16 protein-coding genes are annotated in these 14,828 nt (G+C 57.6%); 10 read left to right on the top strand and 6 right to left on the bottom strand.

What is annotated here, in order from left to right; all coding sequences use genetic code 11:
• Positions 1-8: 8 nt before the first annotated feature.
• From BSE24067_RS05060 to BSE24067_RS05040, 5 genes are all read left to right on the top strand, one after another.
• A complete protein-coding gene (locus BSE24067_RS05060; protein ID WP_151062559.1) occupies positions 9-785 on the top strand; it encodes an amino acid ABC transporter ATP-binding protein in 777 nt (258 codons plus the stop codon).
• A 36-nt stretch (positions 786-821) separates the two neighbouring features.
• On the top strand, positions 822-2,150 hold the full coding sequence (locus BSE24067_RS05055) for an NAD(P)/FAD-dependent oxidoreductase (protein WP_151062558.1): 1,329 nt from the start codon (positions 822-824) through the stop codon (positions 2,148-2,150).
• A 213-nt stretch (positions 2,151-2,363) separates the two neighbouring features.
• Positions 2,364-3,776, top strand: a complete 1,413-nt coding sequence (gene thrC, locus BSE24067_RS05050; RefSeq protein WP_151062557.1) for a threonine synthase — start codon at positions 2,364-2,366, stop codon at positions 3,774-3,776.
• 29 nt (positions 3,777-3,805) lie between these two features.
• On the top strand, positions 3,806-4,783 hold the full coding sequence (locus BSE24067_RS05045; protein ID WP_151062556.1) for a homoserine kinase: 978 nt from the start codon (positions 3,806-3,808) through the stop codon (positions 4,781-4,783).
• A gap of 156 nt (positions 4,784-4,939) precedes the next feature.
• Positions 4,940-5,422, top strand: a complete 483-nt coding sequence (locus BSE24067_RS05040) for an Lrp/AsnC family transcriptional regulator (RefSeq protein ID WP_151062555.1) — start codon at positions 4,940-4,942, stop codon at positions 5,420-5,422.
• Positions 5,423-5,493: 71 nt separating this feature from the next.
• On the opposite strand, the gene BSE24067_RS05035 is transcribed toward BSE24067_RS05040, so the two are convergent.
• The 6 genes from BSE24067_RS05035 to BSE24067_RS05010 form a co-directional block, all read right to left on the bottom strand.
• Positions 5,494-6,198, bottom strand: a complete 705-nt coding sequence (locus tag BSE24067_RS05035; protein ID WP_151062554.1) for an ABC transporter permease — start codon at positions 6,196-6,198, stop codon at positions 5,494-5,496.
• A complete protein-coding gene (locus BSE24067_RS05030; RefSeq protein ID WP_151062553.1) occupies positions 6,198-6,914 on the bottom strand; it encodes an ABC transporter permease subunit in 717 nt (238 codons plus the stop codon). The genes BSE24067_RS05035 and BSE24067_RS05030 overlap by 1 nt, the downstream gene beginning before the upstream one ends.
• 85 nt (positions 6,915-6,999) lie before the next feature.
• Positions 7,000-7,806, bottom strand: coding sequence for a transporter substrate-binding domain-containing protein (locus BSE24067_RS05025; protein ID WP_151062552.1), 807 nt, complete (start codon positions 7,804-7,806; stop codon positions 7,000-7,002).
• Between the two features lie 60 nt (positions 7,807-7,866).
• On the bottom strand, positions 7,867-8,640 hold the full coding sequence (locus BSE24067_RS05020; RefSeq protein WP_428839506.1) for an amino acid ABC transporter ATP-binding protein: 774 nt from the start codon (positions 8,638-8,640) through the stop codon (positions 7,867-7,869).
• Between the two features lie 66 nt (positions 8,641-8,706).
• Positions 8,707-10,095, bottom strand: coding sequence for an aminotransferase (locus tag BSE24067_RS05015; RefSeq protein WP_151062550.1), 1,389 nt, complete (start codon positions 10,093-10,095; stop codon positions 8,707-8,709).
• 54 nt (positions 10,096-10,149) lie between these two features.
• On the bottom strand, positions 10,150-11,577 hold the full coding sequence (locus BSE24067_RS05010) for an NAD-dependent succinate-semialdehyde dehydrogenase (protein ID WP_208455057.1): 1,428 nt from the start codon (positions 11,575-11,577) through the stop codon (positions 10,150-10,152).
• A 104-nt stretch (positions 11,578-11,681) separates the two neighbouring features.
• Here BSE24067_RS05010 and BSE24067_RS05005 point away from each other — a divergent pair, with 104 nt between their 5' ends.
• From BSE24067_RS05005 to tnpB, 5 genes are all read left to right on the top strand, one after another.
• Positions 11,682-11,912, top strand: coding sequence for a hypothetical protein (locus BSE24067_RS05005; RefSeq protein ID WP_151062549.1), 231 nt, complete (start codon positions 11,682-11,684; stop codon positions 11,910-11,912).
• A 249-nt stretch (positions 11,913-12,161) separates the two neighbouring features.
• Complete coding sequence (locus tag BSE24067_RS05000; protein ID WP_151062548.1) at positions 12,162-12,515, top strand: cupin domain-containing protein; 354 nt, start codon at positions 12,162-12,164, stop codon at positions 12,513-12,515.
• Between the two features lie 84 nt (positions 12,516-12,599).
• Positions 12,600-13,955: an NAD(P)/FAD-dependent oxidoreductase gene (locus BSE24067_RS04995; protein ID WP_151062547.1), complete on the top strand. Its 1,356-nt coding sequence runs from the start codon at positions 12,600-12,602 to the stop codon at positions 13,953-13,955.
• A 116-nt stretch (positions 13,956-14,071) separates the two neighbouring features.
• Complete coding sequence (gene tnpA, locus BSE24067_RS04990; protein ID WP_012337400.1) at positions 14,072-14,455, top strand: IS66-like element accessory protein TnpA; 384 nt, start codon at positions 14,072-14,074, stop codon at positions 14,453-14,455.
• Positions 14,443-14,790, top strand: coding sequence for an IS66 family insertion sequence element accessory protein TnpB (gene tnpB / locus BSE24067_RS04985; RefSeq protein ID WP_151062545.1), 348 nt, complete (start codon positions 14,443-14,445; stop codon positions 14,788-14,790). Before tnpA ends, tnpB begins: the two co-directional genes overlap by 13 nt.
• Positions 14,791-14,828: the final 38 nt, after the last annotated feature.

The following is a 14,828-nucleotide window of genomic DNA, read 5'->3' as shown; positions in this document are numbered from 1 at the left end:
GGCGGCAAATGATCGAGATCAAGGACGTACATAAGAGCTTTGGCGACGTGCCTGTGCTCAAAGGCATTACGTTGAAGGTGAACGAGGGCGAGGTGGTGTGTCTGATCGGGGCATCGGGCTCCGGCAAGTCGACGCTGCTTCGATGCATCAATGCCCTGGAGTCGTACGATTCGGGCGAGATCAAATTGCTGGATCAGATAGTCGAGCAGCGCTCACGCCATATCAATCAGCTTCGCACTCAAGTCGGCATGGTGTTCCAGCGCTTCAACCTGTTCCCGCACCGTACCGCCGTGGAAAACGTGATGGAGGGGCCGGTGCATGTCAAGCGCGAGCCGGTCGAGCAGGCGCGACGCGAGGCGATCGAGTTGCTGCATAAGGTTGGACTCGGCCAGAAAATCGATGCTTATCCCCATCAACTGTCGGGCGGCCAGCAGCAACGGGTGGCGATCGCGCGATCGCTGGCGATGAAGCCGAGGGCCATTTTATTCGACGAGCCCACTTCAGCGCTGGACCCCGAACTTGTGGGCGAAGTGCTGAGCGTGATGCGCACGCTGGCGCGCGAAGGGATGACAATGCTGGTCGTCACGCACGAAATGGGCTTTGCCCGTGAAGTGGCCGATCGCGTGTGCTTCCTGCATGCTGGCCTCATCATCGAAGAGGGCAATGCCAACGACGTACTGGGTTCGCCACGCGAAGCGCGGACCCGGGAATTTCTGCGGCACGTATTGACGCACCGCGCCGAGGACCCGCACGCGCATGACGGTGGCACCGGAGCCGTGGCATGAACGGGTACGCTGTCAATCGAACGATGGAAGTTTGTGATGCTTAGAATCGAAGAGGTGTACGACACCCCTGAATTTACGGGTGCAGCCGAGGTGGTTGTGATCGGCGCCGGGATCATCGGGACATCCACCGCGTACGAATTGGCGCGACGCGGTGTCTCTGTCGCACTGGTCGACAAAGGCATCGTGGGCGGGGAGCAATCCGGGCGCAACTGGGGCTGGGTGCGCCAGCAGAACCGCGACATCTTCGAACTGCCTCTTGCGATGCGCAGCCTTCGTCGCTGGAGTGAATTGCGAGACGAAATTCAGATCGACCCGGGCTTTCGCCGCGAAGGTATTTTTTATGTCAGCGACGACGCAAAAGCCATCGCTCAATGGGAAGCCTGGTGCAGGCAAGCGCGCGAGATCGGGTTTGTCAGTCATATGCTCAGTTCGAGCGAGGTCAACAGCCGTGCGCCCCAGGGCGGTCCTCGGTACGCTGGTGGGGTTTGGTCGCCCGACGACGGCCGCGCTGAGCCTTCGCGTGCAGCCCCGGCCCTTGCCGAGGGCGCGAAGCGCCGGGGTGCCCTGCTCTATCAAAATTGCGCGGCACGTGGTTTGGAACTCAGTGCAGGGCGCGTTAGCGGTGTGTGGACAGAGCGCGGCCTGATCAAGGCGAGCACGGTGGTATGCGCCGGAGGTGCGTGGAGTTCACGCTTTTGCAGGCGTCACGAAATCGACCTCCCAGCCGTCAACGTCATTGGAACGGCTATGCGTACGTCCGTCGCAGCAAACGTGGTCAACGGTTGCTTCAGCGGTCCCGGGTTTGCACTTCGTCGCCGCCTGGATGGCGGATATACGCTGGCTGTTCCGGGTTTTGGGCGCATCGACTTGGCGCCGCTTGGCCTGAAACACGCGTTGCGGTATTACCGCAATTATCGGAACGACATTGGCAAGAAGCTCAAGTACCGCCTTGCAACGCCCTGGTTCGAAGGTCCCGAGGCATCGGCAACTTGGCAATTCGACCAGACCTCTCCGTTTGAACGCTGCCGTGTGCTCGACCCCAAGCCCGATCTCGAGTTCGTGAAAGTTGCTTTGGACAACGTCAAGCGCGCTATCCCACAGTTGGGCGACCTGCGGGTGGTGCATGCTTGGGCCGGGGCGATCGACACGACGCCCGACCTCATTCCCATCATCTCCGATATCGCGACACTTCCGGGATTCTACGTCGCCACCGGATTCAGCGGTCATGGGTTCGCGTTGGGCCCGGCGGCTGGAGAACTGGTTGCCGATATGGTCACGGGCGCGAAACCCTTGATGGATGTTTCTCCTTACCGATTGAGCCGTTTCACGGACGGCACGTCCATCAAGATTCCGGAAATGATGTGACAGCGCATGTTGTTGGCACTGTTCCGTTAGTCGCTTACGACTCGCGGCGGGTGCGACGGACCCGCCCTTCGCCATGTCGAGCGTTCTCGCACGGCCCTCATCAAGCGCGCGCATGACCATTTTGGCGGGGCCTCGACGGTTGTTGAATACAACTGCCACATCCCGCTGTAAAGCGTTTCCGTTTTATTGAAATCTATTAACAGGAGCGATGTCATGAGGTACGTCTCGACCCGAGGCGCCAGCGCCGATCGGCGGTTTTCCGAGGTCCTGATGGAAGGGTTGGCACCGGACGGTGGCCTATACGTGCCCGCCGCCTACCCCAAGGTCGATGACGCAACGCTCCGGCGTTGGCGCGACTTGACGTATGTCGAACTCGCCTTCGAGATTCTCTCGCTGTATATCGACGATATTCCGGCCGACGAACTACGTGCCATCATCGGCCGCACCTACACTCCGGAAGTCTTCGGCTCGGCGCAGATCGTTCCTTTGCGCACGCTCGACGACTCGATCGCCTTGCTGAACCTGTCCAATGGCCCGACGTTCGCCTTCAAGGACATGGCAATGCAGCTTCTCGGAAACCTGTTCGAATCCGAGCTGGGGCGTCGCGGCGTGCAGCTCAATATCCTCGGCGCGACCTCCGGCGACACCGGCAGCGCGGCGGAATACGCGATGCGCGGCAAACGCAATGTCCGAGTGTTCATGTTGAGCCCTCATGGCCGCATGAGTCCGTTCCAGCAGGCGCAGATGTTCAGCCTGCAGGACGAGAACGTCCACAACCTCGCGATCGAGGGCAGCTTCGACACGTGTCAGGACATCGTCAAGGCGGTTTCCGCCGATCTGGCCTTCAAACGGCAATACAGCATCGGCACGGTGAATTCGATCAACTGGGCGCGCCTGCTCGCGCAGGTCGTCTATTACTTTGCCGGCTATTTCCAGGCAACGAATGAGAACAGCGATCGCGTCTCGTTCTGCGTCCCGTCCGGCAATTTCGGCAACATCTGCGCCGGCCACGTCGCCCGCATGATGGGCCTGCCCATCGATAAGCTGGTGTTGGCGACCAATGAGAACGATGTGCTCGACGAATTCTTCAAGACCGGCCGATACCGTGTTCGCGCGAGCAGCGAAACAATGGTGACGTCCAGCCCGTCGATGGACATTTCAAAAGCATCGAACTTTGAACGCTTCGTATTCGACCTGCTGGGCCGGGATGCTCAACGTGTCGCGCAGTTGTTCGGCACGGCGCTTGCGCAGCGTAGCCAGTTCACGCTCACCGCAGAAGAGACATCGCGCATTTCCAGCTACGGTTTTGTGTCGGGCAAGAGTACGCATGCGGACAGGCTGCGCACCATCGCCGAGACCTGGGAACACCATCGCACCATTATCGACCCGCACACCGCCGACGGCGTCAAAGTTGCGCGCGAACATCTTCGGCCGGGCATTCGCACGGTAGTGCTGGAGACCGCATTGCCGCTGAAATTCGCAGACATCATTCACGAGGCGATCGGCCAAACCGTGCCGCGGCCGGCAGCGGTGGCCGACCTCGAACGACGCCCCCGGCGCTGTGAGGTCATCGCGCCGTCGGCCGACGAGGTGATGGCATTCATCGCCCGGCATTGGAACGCCTGAGGCCGTTGATCCGTTGAGAGAGGGTTGCCATGGCTGTATTCACTCCGGTCTCCGAGGAAGAAGCTTCAGCTTTCATCGCGCCGCTGGCACTGGGAGAGGTGATATCGCTGCGCGGTATTCCAAGCGGAATCGAAAACACCAACTATTTTCTGACGACGCGCGCCGGTGAATTCGTGCTCACGCTGTTCGAGCGCCTGGGCGATACGCAGTTGTCGTTCAGCCTGCTTTGGATGCAGCACTTGGCACGAAAGGGAATTCCCGTACCGGAGCCAAGGGCCGATGACGACGGTCGTATCGTGTTCGAACTGAACGGGAAACCCGCTTGTCTCGTGACCAAACTGGATGGGCGGCATTGCCTCGACCCGGAGCGGCAACATTGTGATCAGGTCGGCGAGATGCTGGCGCGTATGCATCAAGCCGGTCACGACTTCTCAATGGAGCAAATCCCCTCGCGAGGCTATGACTGGTGGTTCTGGGCCGCTGATCGGATCGCACCGTTGCTTGACGACGAAAGACGCGACGTTCTTCTCGACGAGCTGCAATTCCAGCGCGCGCTGGCCAATGATAGTCATTACCGGGGACTACCTCGAGGCCCCGTACACGGTGATCTTTTCCGCGATAACGTCTTGTTCGCGCGTGCGGCAGAGACCGGCCATGCAACAGGGGCCGAGAAGCTGACGGGTTTCTTCGACTTTTACTTCGCGGGAACCGACGTAGTGATATTCGACGTGGCGGTGTGCCTGAACGACTGGTGTATCGATCTCCGGTCCGGGGCACTGCTGCCCGCCTTGTCCCGTGCGTTCGTCGAAGCGTACGAGCGCGTCCGCCCTTTGACATCGCTGGAGCGGCATTACTTGCTCGCAGTGCTCCGAGGAGCGGCATTGCGGTTCTGGCTATCGCGCTTGGTGGACCTGCATTTCCCCCGCGATTCTGCGCTGCTCCACGCGCATGATCCAGAGCACTTCTTTCGTGTCCTCTGCCATCACCGCCGCGCGTCGGCGTTTTGATAGCGGAGGCGACGGCTCAACGACGAGATGCCGATGTGACTTTCGCAGTCAAGTACGCAAGCCTCTGTTGTGCGTGTCCATTTGCTTTTCGGTGAATGCACACTCGACAAAATGACCGGACCCGGTCGAATTCCCGCTTTCCGAAGGCCAAGACAGATGTCTATCGACCGCATCGACGCCAACATACTCAGCCTACTCCAGCACAATAATCGCCTGACGTCCGAGGAAATCGGCAACGCAGCCGGGTTATCGCCGACGGCCGTGCAGCGTCGCCTCAAGAGACTTCGCGCGGACGGCGTGATTGAAGCGGATGTGTCGATTGTTCAACCCAAGGCCGTGGGCAGACCCATTTCGATCGTGGTGATGGTAACGCTGGAGCGGGAAAGAGCGGACATTGTCGATCGCTTCAAGCAGTCGATCCGGCAGACCCCCGAGGTCATGAACGGATTTTACGTGACCGGCGATTCCGACTTTCTCCTGATCGTCACGGCCCGAAGCATGGAGGACTATGAGCAGTTCACGCGCAAATTCTTCTATGAAAATCCCGATATCAAGGGATTCAAAACCATGGTGATCATGGATCGGGTCAAGGTCGGCTTCTCCGTGCCAATCGACTTTTCCGACATCGTCGATGAATAGTGGCGAAGCGCTCCCCAGCGTTCCAGATTGCTGAGGCGCCTGCCACGCCACGTCGCGAACTGACTTCGCGCTCAAATTATTGCGGGTCGGTGCGCCGTTGCATCGCTGTTTGAAAGCTGTCGCTCGACAAGTCGTACCGCAAGCAGCGCGAAAAAATTAATCAGCAGGTACAACGCCGAGGCTATCGCGAAGATTTCGATAATGGCGAAGGTCTCGCTCATCAGGCGTTTCGCCTGCCCCGTGATTTCCAGTACTGTAATGGTCGACGCCAGACTGGACTCCTTGATCACAATGGCCACCTCATTGCCGTATGCCGGAAGCGCCTGGCGTAGCGCAAGCGGATACATGATCCGACGCAAGACAGTGCCAGGCGACATGCCGGATGCGAGGGCGGCTTCCATTGCCCCCTTGGGCACCGCGAGAAATGCACCGCGGAAAATCTCCGAGGTATATGCCACGGTATTCAGAAGCACTGTCATCATCGCGCAGTGCAGGCTGTCACCGAATAGCCACCACAGGACAGTCGTATCTTGCACGAACTGCACCTGACCGAAGCCATAGTAGATGATAAAGATCTGGACGAGCATCGGCGTGCCGCGAAAAAATGCGCTGTATGCGTCGCCCAATGCCGCAAGCATGCGCCGAGGACCGATCCGCAAAAGCGCAAGCAGCACCCCGAGGGGAAAGCCGGCAACGACGCCAGCCAGGCCAATCATCAAGGTGACCTTTGCTCCCTGAAACAGCAAGGGCAAGGACATGGCAATCAGTTCATCCATCACCTACCTCCTACAAATCCACGGTTCAGGCTTCGCTCGAGAAAAGCGAACGCTCGTTGGCTCGTCCAGGTAATGAACAGGAAAACAAAGCCGGCGATCATGTAAAACAAGAGCGGACTGTGCGTAATACCCGCTGCAATCGCCGAGATCCGCATGAGCTCCTGCAAACCCACGACAGAAACCAGAGACGTGTCCTTTATGGTCATCTGCCAAACATTGTTCAGGCCGCTCAGTGCATAACGGAACATGAGTGGTGCGATCACACGCCGATAGGTCGTCAGGCGAGAAAAGCCGAGCGCTCGCGCTGCCTCGATAGCCCCGGGTGCAATTGCCTGCAGCGCTCCTCGCAGTACCTCGATCGAATAGGCGGCTGAAATCGCAGCAATCGACAGTGTTCCCATGATAAAGCTGTAGGCTGAACGCAATTCGTCTCGAAAGCCAAAAAAGGCGCCAATTCGATCTACTGTTTCAACCGAACCGAAAAACAGTAAATAAATTACCAGTAGCCCTGGAATGCTGCGAATCACTCCAGTGAAAGCATCGACCCCAGGAGACAGAATCGGAATCCTTCGCCATCGGGCAATTGCGAGTGGTACCGCTATGGCGATGCCGATCAGCATGCCCAGTAGTCCAAGAAGGATGGTGACAATACTGCCCTTGAGAATCGATGTCAGCCAGCCTTGTTGAGTCAGCAACTTTAGGGTTTCGATCAGCATCGCGGCGGGTCACGTCCAAACTTTTATTGATCGTATGCAGGCGGAACCAATAGATCACACCCGCGAGTCCGGTTTGCTTTAAACGTCAAGGCGCACACGGGATCGTGTAATCTTCCTGAAACCATTTGATGCTGATTTTCTTCATCGTGCCATCCTTGATCAACGTGCACAGCGCAGTGTCCACGCGCTTCTTGAACTCAGCATTGCCCTTCCGGATTCCAACACCCATCCCCGTGCCGAGAATTTCAGGATCTTCTTTCTGCCTGACAGCAACAGGGACACGCGTAATCGCCGCGCCGCTCGGAGTCTTCATCACGTCGGCCCACGTCGGGGAATCACTGAACGCTGCATAGAGCCTGCCGCTTTTCAGGTCGCTTACCATCTGATTCACCGAGTCGTAGGATTTGATGTCGGCATTGGCGAAGTGTTTAGCCACATACTTCGCGTAGGTCGTGCCATTGACGACGCCCACGGATTTTCCGTCGAGCGCTTTTCCTATCGCGTCGAGCGACGTTGCCTGCAGGAGGGGCGAACCCTTTTTGACCGCGAAGTACTTCGTGACGCCCGCATAGGGAATCGAAAAGTCGATCTGCTTCTTGCGCGCGTCCGTTATTCCCAACCCTGAGATGACCACGTCGAATTCACCCGCCGAAAGCGAGGGAATCAGCGTATTGAAGGACTGGACAACGAATTTGCACTGCATTTTCAATTCAGTGCAGATCGCACTCGCGACGTCGGCGTCATAACCGGTTACGTTACCACTGGCATCAGCCATGCTGAAGGGAGGTGCGTCGCCCTCTGTCCCGACTGACAAGGTAGCTGCCTGAGCAGGGGCATAAGTCGAGACCAATACTGCGGCGCCCATAAGGAGCGAGAGAAAAGACCATTTCATACAGTTTTCTCCAAACAGTGATCAACGTTTTAATATTCACCAGGCCAATCAGATTAGCGGCTAGTGTTGCGACAAAAAATTACGCACTCGACCAGATTTTGCAGAGGTGAAGATCGCCTCCGGCGTATCGTCTTCCTCAATCTTCCCCTGATGCAGAAAAATCACTCGGGACGATACTTCACGGGCAAAGCGCATTTCATGGGTGACCAGCAGAATCGTATTGCCTTCATCCGCAAGCTTGCGAATGACCTTGAGGACCTCGCCCACCAGTTCCGGATCGAGAGCGGAAGTCGGTTCGTCGAAGAGCACGACACCCGGCTTCATTGCCAAGGATCGAGCGATGGCGACGCGCTGCTGTTGCCCGCCCGAAAGCTGGGATGGGTAGGCGTTGCGCTTTTCTGCCATCCCGACCTTTGCCAACATTTCCATGGCAATCACCTCCGCTTCGCCGCAGCTCATTTTTTTGACAAATCTCAGCGCTTCGGTCACGTTCTGAATCACGGTTCGATGTGGCCAGAGATTGAAGTTCTGGAAGACCATACCGATCTGTTTCCTGAACTCGGGAATCGCCGCTGAATTGACCGATCTGAAAACGCCTTTACGGTCGGCCTCCATCTTGACGGTCTGGCCGCGCAAACTAATCGATCCGGAAGTCGGCATCTCGAGAAAATTGATGCAGCGAAGCAGTGTGCTTTTACCCGACCCAGACGATCCGATCAGAGAAATGACTTCGCCCTGCTTCACCTTTAGATTGATACCGTTCAGAACCAGATCTGCTGCGAAGCGTTTTTTCAGATCGTGGATTTCGAGAATAGGAGTGGCTGTCATGTTCAAGGTCACGTTGATGGAACGAATCCTGGGTCAGGTAAATTTCCAATCTGATCCCGCGACTTATCAAAGTCAGCTTGATTTGCTCAGCTCGCGCGTGACTTGATCGATAGCCCTCCCGGTGATGTCGACCATCTCGTCGATTTCGCTTCGGGTCATCGTCAGCGGCGGCGCAAAACCGAGAATATCGCCGTGAGGCATTGCGCGCGCAATCAGTCCGCGATCGCGCGCTGCCTGCGAAATGCGTGCACCGACTTTCAAGGCCGGATCGAAACGCAGCTTCTTTTCTGGATCAGAAACGAACTCGATCGCGGCCAGCATACCGACGCCTCGCACTTCGCCCACGAACGGCAAATCGCCAAATCGATCCTTGAAGCGATCGAGCATGTAGGCGCCGTTGGATGCCGCCTTCGCGGGAATGTTTTCGGCCTCGACAATGTCGAGAACAGCGTTTGCGGCAGCCACGCTGATTGGATGGCCCGAATAGGTGTAGCCATGCGAGAAGCTGCCAACGCTCGACGTCGCACCTTCCATGACTGCATACACCTTCTCGCTCACAATGCTCGCCGACAACGGGGCATAGGCTGAAGTTAGCCCTTTTGCCACCGTGATCAGATCCGGCTCGATGCCATAAAGCGTCGAACCGAACATTTGTCCGGTGCGCCCAAAACCGGTGACGACTTCGTCTGCAATCAAGAGCACGTCGTACTTCTTCAGCACTGCCTGAATAGCCGGCCAATAGCCATCGGGGGCAGGTATGATGCCCCCCGTGCCAAGCACGGGCTCGCCGATGAATGCACCCACCGTTTCCGGGTCTTCACGCAGAATCATCGCCTCCAGTTCGGCGGCCCGGCGTGCCACGAAGGCCGCCTCGCTTTCCCCCTGCTCCGCCCCCCAGTAATGGTGCGGAACACCCGTGTGAAGGATGCGCGAAGTGGGAAGATCCATGTGGTCATGATAGAAACTCAATCCGGTCATCGACCCCGATACGACCGAACAACCGTGATATCCCCGTTCGCGAGCGATGATTTTCTTCTTCGTCGGCCGGCCGCGTAGATTGTTGTAGTACCACACGAGTTTTGCCTGTGTTTCGTTGGCATCCGATCCAGACAGTCCATAGAACACCTTCGACATCTTCCCTGGAGCCATCTTCACGAGACGGTCCGAAAGCTTCGCCAGTTGCTCCGTCGTATGCGACGCATAGCTATGGTAGTACGCGAGCTTATACGCCTGACGTGCGATGGCCTCCGCCACTTCGGTTCGTCCGTATCCGATGTTGACGCAATAAAGCCCAGCAAAGCCGTCGATATACTCGCGACCAGTTGCGTCCTTGATGCGCACACCATTCCCCGTCTCGACGATAACCGGATCACTCGCACCCGTCGCGTAGTCCTTGAGATAGGTGAACGGGTGCAGCACTGAGCGTCGATCCATCTCAGCAATCTGATCGATATTTTCCACAATAGTCCTTTCGTAATGGGTCTATCAAAGCTTTACTGTCGGCAGCCGGCCACTTCAGACACGTGCGAGATCACCAAAGCAAACGTATTTCGGCTCGAGGAATTCATCGATCCCAAACGTAGAGCCTTCACGGCCAAGGCCAGATTCTTTCCATCCACCGAAGGGGACGGGCGGCCCAGTGAACGAAGCCGTATTCACGGCGACCATTCCGTACTCCAGCGCTGAAGAACAACGAAGCGCGCGGTTCAGGTCGGCAGTAAAGACATATGCGGCGAGGCCCATTTCCGACGCATTCGCGCGCCGGACGACTTCCGCCTCATCGTTGAACGGCAGGATGGCCGCAACGGGTCCAAACGTCTCTTCGCGCGCAATCAGCATGTCGTCGGAGACATCGCACAAGGCAGTGGGCGTGACAAACTTGCCGCAGATGCCCGAACTGCCTCCTGCCAGAACACGCGCCCCCTGATGAACCGCGTCATCGATATGCGACCTGCACTTGTCCGCGACAGTCTGCTTGGTCATGGGGCCGATATCGGTGTCGGGAGAAAGACCCGGGCCTACCTTTAATGCACTGACTCGCCTCGCGAACCGGTCGCAGAATGCGTCGTAGATGCCACGTTGGACATAGATGCGATTTGCCGCGAGACAGTCCTGACCCGACGTTGCGAATTTGGCTGACATGCAGCTATCGACGGCGGCATCGAGATCGACGTCGTCGAAAACGATGGCCGGCGCATGTCCGCCCAGTTCCATCGAAATCTTTTTCACTGTTGCGCCGGACTGCGCATAAAGCTTTTTTCCGATCGCAGTCGAACCGGTGAAGCTCACTGCGCGCACGCGGCAGTCCGCCGAGATGACATCGGCAAATTGCTCACCGTCGCCGTGGAGAACTTGAAAAACACCATCGGGAAAGCCAGCGTCTTTGGCCAGCGCGTAGAGCGCAAAGGCAGACAGCGGCGTTTCCGGTGCGGGTTTGACGATGACCGGGCAACCGGCCGCCAATGCCGCTGCCGCCTTGCGCGCAATCATCGCCATTGGGAAATTCCACGGCGTGATCGCGACCGTGATGCCGACTGGCTGCTTCGAAACCCATCCAAGGCTCGACGGCTTATGGGCCGTCATCGATTGACCGCAGATCCGGATCGCCTCGTCTGCAAACCAATCGATGAATGCGACACCGTAGGCAATCTCGCCTACAGCTTCGGCTAGCGGTTTTCCCTGCTCCGCGCTAAGGACCTGCGCCAATACCCGACTCTCGCGACGAATGGCCTCCGCCCATGCGCGCAGCAACGTGCGGCGCTCCTCCGCCAGACGACTCCGCCAAGCGGTAAACGCACGATCAGCCTCATCGATCGCTGCACGCATCGCGTCTTGACCGTGATAAGTGACCCGGGCCAGACATTTACCCGTAGCGGGGTCTCGAACCAGCTCCGCCTCGTCCGAAGGCAGGCTGTGTCTTGCATCGGGTTCTGTCGGCAGCAACTCGATTCCTAGGGCCGAGCACGCAAAAAGCCGATGTACCTCAGTGCAGTCAAGCGCTGCACACGCAAGATTTGCAACCACGATTCACCTCGTTTCGTTTCGACGTGAAAATTTTATTCACGCAATATTTTCGAAAAGAAACGTTGAATGAATTCTTGGCGCAGTTTTTCTGCAAATTTATCGAGCAAATCGATGTTTTTCGACGCGCAGCCAAGGAGCGGGCAACTCAGGCTTGTGCCCTGTCCCCCGTTCGCGAGCAGGGCGAGGTGCGGGTGTGTGGCATGTCAGGCATCAGCGTGGATGCCGACTCAACTCGGAACGATGCAGCCAACTGAATATAAGGGTCACAGATAGCCGGCTCTCGCAGTATCTGGTGCGCTGTTCCATGCCTATGCTGACCAGCGTCGGCTAAGCGTGCGAAACGCCTACCGGAATCCCGATATCAAGCAGAGATCCTGCGTGATATCACAGAAAACGCAGCTTTTGAGTGATTGAACCTCCGTTTTCGCTGTCGTCCGGAAAATTGACGCTCATAAACTTCCCGCATTGCCATCCTGCAATCGTTGACCTCCTGATCTACTGATATGTCGTCATTCATCCGCTTCGACTTTGAAAATCTCGGCACGCCTCGCATCGGGGCTCCTCTTCCTGAGCGCGCAATCGAAGGCTCGCAAGTATTCTCAACATGGGATATCGACCAGGCGAATACCGGCGATGTCCGCACGGGCGTTTGGGAAGTTACGCCCGGTGCCTATCGCTCGATCAAAGGGTCGACCTGGGAACTTTGCGTCATCCTCTCCGGTGTTTCTGAAATCACCGAAGATGGGCAAGCACCCATCGTTGTGAAAGCGGGCGATACCTTTGTGATGAAGCCAGGCTTCGAGGGAACATGGCGGGTCATCGAGACGACCCGCAAAATTTGGGTAACCAAAGACTGAGTGCTGGAAGCAGGTAATGGAGAAAAGGCTGTATGCCGTTCATGCATCGCATCGGCCTGTATCTATTAAACGAGGATTTTTCCCATGATCGCCAAACCAACGCCAACAATCAGACAACCGCTCGAGCGAATTCACGCCAACGACCCGCTTCCGGTGAAAGCTGACGTTGTCATAATTGGTGCTGGCATCATCGGCGCAAGTGCAGCCTGGGAGCTCGCATCACGTGGCGTAAAGGTCGTCCTGCTGGAAAAAGGATTGATCGGCGCAGAACAGTCCAGTAGAAACTGGGGCTGGTGCCGACAACAAGGTCGTGATCCCAAGGAGCTCGAACTGGCCCGCCTGAGTTTGCAGATATGGCCCAGCCTTTCGGAGAAGCTCCGAAAAGATATCGGATTCAAACAGTGTGGCGTAACGTTCCTCACGGACAGCGAGGCCGAAGCCGCTACTTGGGTCGAATGGATGAAAGAAGCGCGCCCGAAAGGAATCGCCAGCAGAATGCTCAGCGCAGAAGAAGCGCAACGTGTGGCGCCGGGTAACTCGAGCATTAAATGGATCGCGGGCCTTACGACGGACTCCGACGGTCGTGCAGAGCCTTCTCGGGTTGCGCCTTTTTTGGCTCAGGCAGCGAGAGAACTCGGTGCAACAGTGGTCGAGTCATGTGCAGTAAGAGACGTTGAAAGAACGAACGGCCGCATCAGCGGCGTTCAAACCGAAAAAGGCTTCATTGGATGCACTTCCGTCGTTGTCGCTGCGGGTGCATGGACGGCGCTCTTTCTACGTAAGCTTGGCGTTTCATTCCCCCAGGCTTACGTGAACGCATCGGTTGCAAAGACACGGGCCACGGACGTTTCCATCGACAGCTGCCTTGCAATGCCTGCTGTCTCGGTACGCAGCGGAGAAGATTCAGGACTCGTCGTGGCGAAAAGCGGACGAGGAACGGTCGATATCACTCCATCGATGATTCGCAACGCCTTCAGATTCTTTCCGACGTATCTGTTGAGAAGAAAGGCAGTCAAGCTGCGCCTCTCGACAGAATTCTGGAGGCAGTGGAGGATGGAACACGCGTACATGTCAAAAAGCATATCGCCGTTTGAATCCAAGCGCGTGCTAGATCCTGCTCCGGATCTCGCATTACTTAACAGCGCGCTTGAGGAAGTCAAGAGGGCCTACCCCGCGTTGGCGCATCTCACTATTGAAAGGACTTGGGGCGGTGTGATCGACTCAATGCCAGATGCGGTACCCGTGATTTCGGCGGTTGACTCCGTACCGGGTCTTGTCGTCGCATCCGGATTCAGTGGTCACGGGTTTGGCGTCGGTCCAGGAGCCGGGAGCGCGATCGCGGCGCTGGTACTCGGCAACCGTTCTTCTATCGATTTGAGTCCATTTCGTTATAGCCGGATCACGGATGGCACGAAATTGCAGCCTCATCCAATATTCTGAGAGTGCTATCCCCAATACAACCAGGTTCGCATCTACCGTAAGCGGCCAGCTAACCCGTCTTGAGTTTGGTCGAGGCGCTTGGGAGTATCGTGTCCACTTAACGAATAAGCGGACACGTGAACACTTTCGAATCGGAATCACTCCCGGAGCGTCGTCGTCGGCAACGCTATAGCGAGGAGTTCAAGGCGCAGGTGGTAGCGGCCTGCCAGGGAATCGGCGTATCGGTTGCGGCGGTCGCTCTGGAACACAGGCTCAACGCGAATCTGCTGCGGCGCTGGATCGATCAGGCGGAAGGCCGACTTCCCAAGAGACCGCTGGGCCGTCCGCCGGCCACGCCACCGTCGCTGCCAGCCTTTGTGCCGGTGGCATTGGGAGCGTCGAGTCCGCATTCGCCGGAGATCCGCATTGAGATGCGCCGAGGAGATCAGTCGATCACGGTGAGTTGGCCGGTATCCGAGGCAACCCAGTGTGCCGTCTGGCTGCGCGAGTGGCTGCGGTGATCCGTGTCGACGAGATCTGGCTGGCGGTCGATCCACTGGACATGCGGGCCGGTTTCGACACGGCCCTGGCGCGTGTGGTCAAGGTGTTCGGCGCTGCGCGCCCACACCATGCCTATCTGTTCGCCAATCGGCGCGCCAACCGCATGAAGGTCCTGATTCACGACGGGATCGGCATCTGGCTGGCCGCGCGACGCCTGAATCAAGGGCAGTTCGCGTGGCCGCACATCGGCAGCGAACCGCAGCAGCGTGTCTTGACGCACGAACAACTGGCCGGCCTGGTGCTGGGCTTGCCCTGGCAACGCATCGGCGAGGATGGCGTGATCCGCGTCGTCTAAATCCGGCGGGGAGGTAAACAGTCGCGCTTCCTCCGTCG

The sequence above is a fragment of the Burkholderia latens genome (assembly GCF_902499045.1).
In the GTDB taxonomy this organism is placed as follows: Bacteria; Pseudomonadota; Gammaproteobacteria; order Burkholderiales; family Burkholderiaceae; genus Burkholderia; species Burkholderia latens.
Note: the sequence above shows the minus strand (reverse complement) of the source record. Positions and strands in the feature narration are given on the sequence as shown.

Coding starts and splice junctions, on each gene's coding strand:
- BSE24067_RS05060 (WP_151062559.1), top strand. CDS start 9: ATGATCGAGATCAAGGACGTACATAAGAGCTTTGGCGACGTGCCTGTG.
- BSE24067_RS05055 (WP_151062558.1), top strand. CDS start 822: ATGCTTAGAATCGAAGAGGTGTACGACACCCCTGAATTTACGGGTGCA.
- thrC (WP_151062557.1), top strand. CDS start 2,364: ATGAGGTACGTCTCGACCCGAGGCGCCAGCGCCGATCGGCGGTTTTCC.
- BSE24067_RS05045 (WP_151062556.1), top strand. CDS start 3,806: ATGGCTGTATTCACTCCGGTCTCCGAGGAAGAAGCTTCAGCTTTCATC.
- BSE24067_RS05040 (WP_151062555.1), top strand. CDS start 4,940: ATGTCTATCGACCGCATCGACGCCAACATACTCAGCCTACTCCAGCAC.
- BSE24067_RS05035 (WP_151062554.1), bottom strand. CDS start 6,198: ATGGATGAACTGATTGCCATGTCCTTGCCCTTGCTGTTTCAGGGAGCA.
- BSE24067_RS05030 (WP_151062553.1), bottom strand. CDS start 6,914: ATGCTGATCGAAACCCTAAAGTTGCTGACTCAACAAGGCTGGCTGACA.
- BSE24067_RS05025 (WP_151062552.1), bottom strand. CDS start 7,806: ATGAAATGGTCTTTTCTCTCGCTCCTTATGGGCGCCGCAGTATTGGTC.
- BSE24067_RS05000 (WP_151062548.1), top strand. CDS start 12,162: ATGTCGTCATTCATCCGCTTCGACTTTGAAAATCTCGGCACGCCTCGC.
- BSE24067_RS04995 (WP_151062547.1), top strand. CDS start 12,600: ATGATCGCCAAACCAACGCCAACAATCAGACAACCGCTCGAGCGAATT.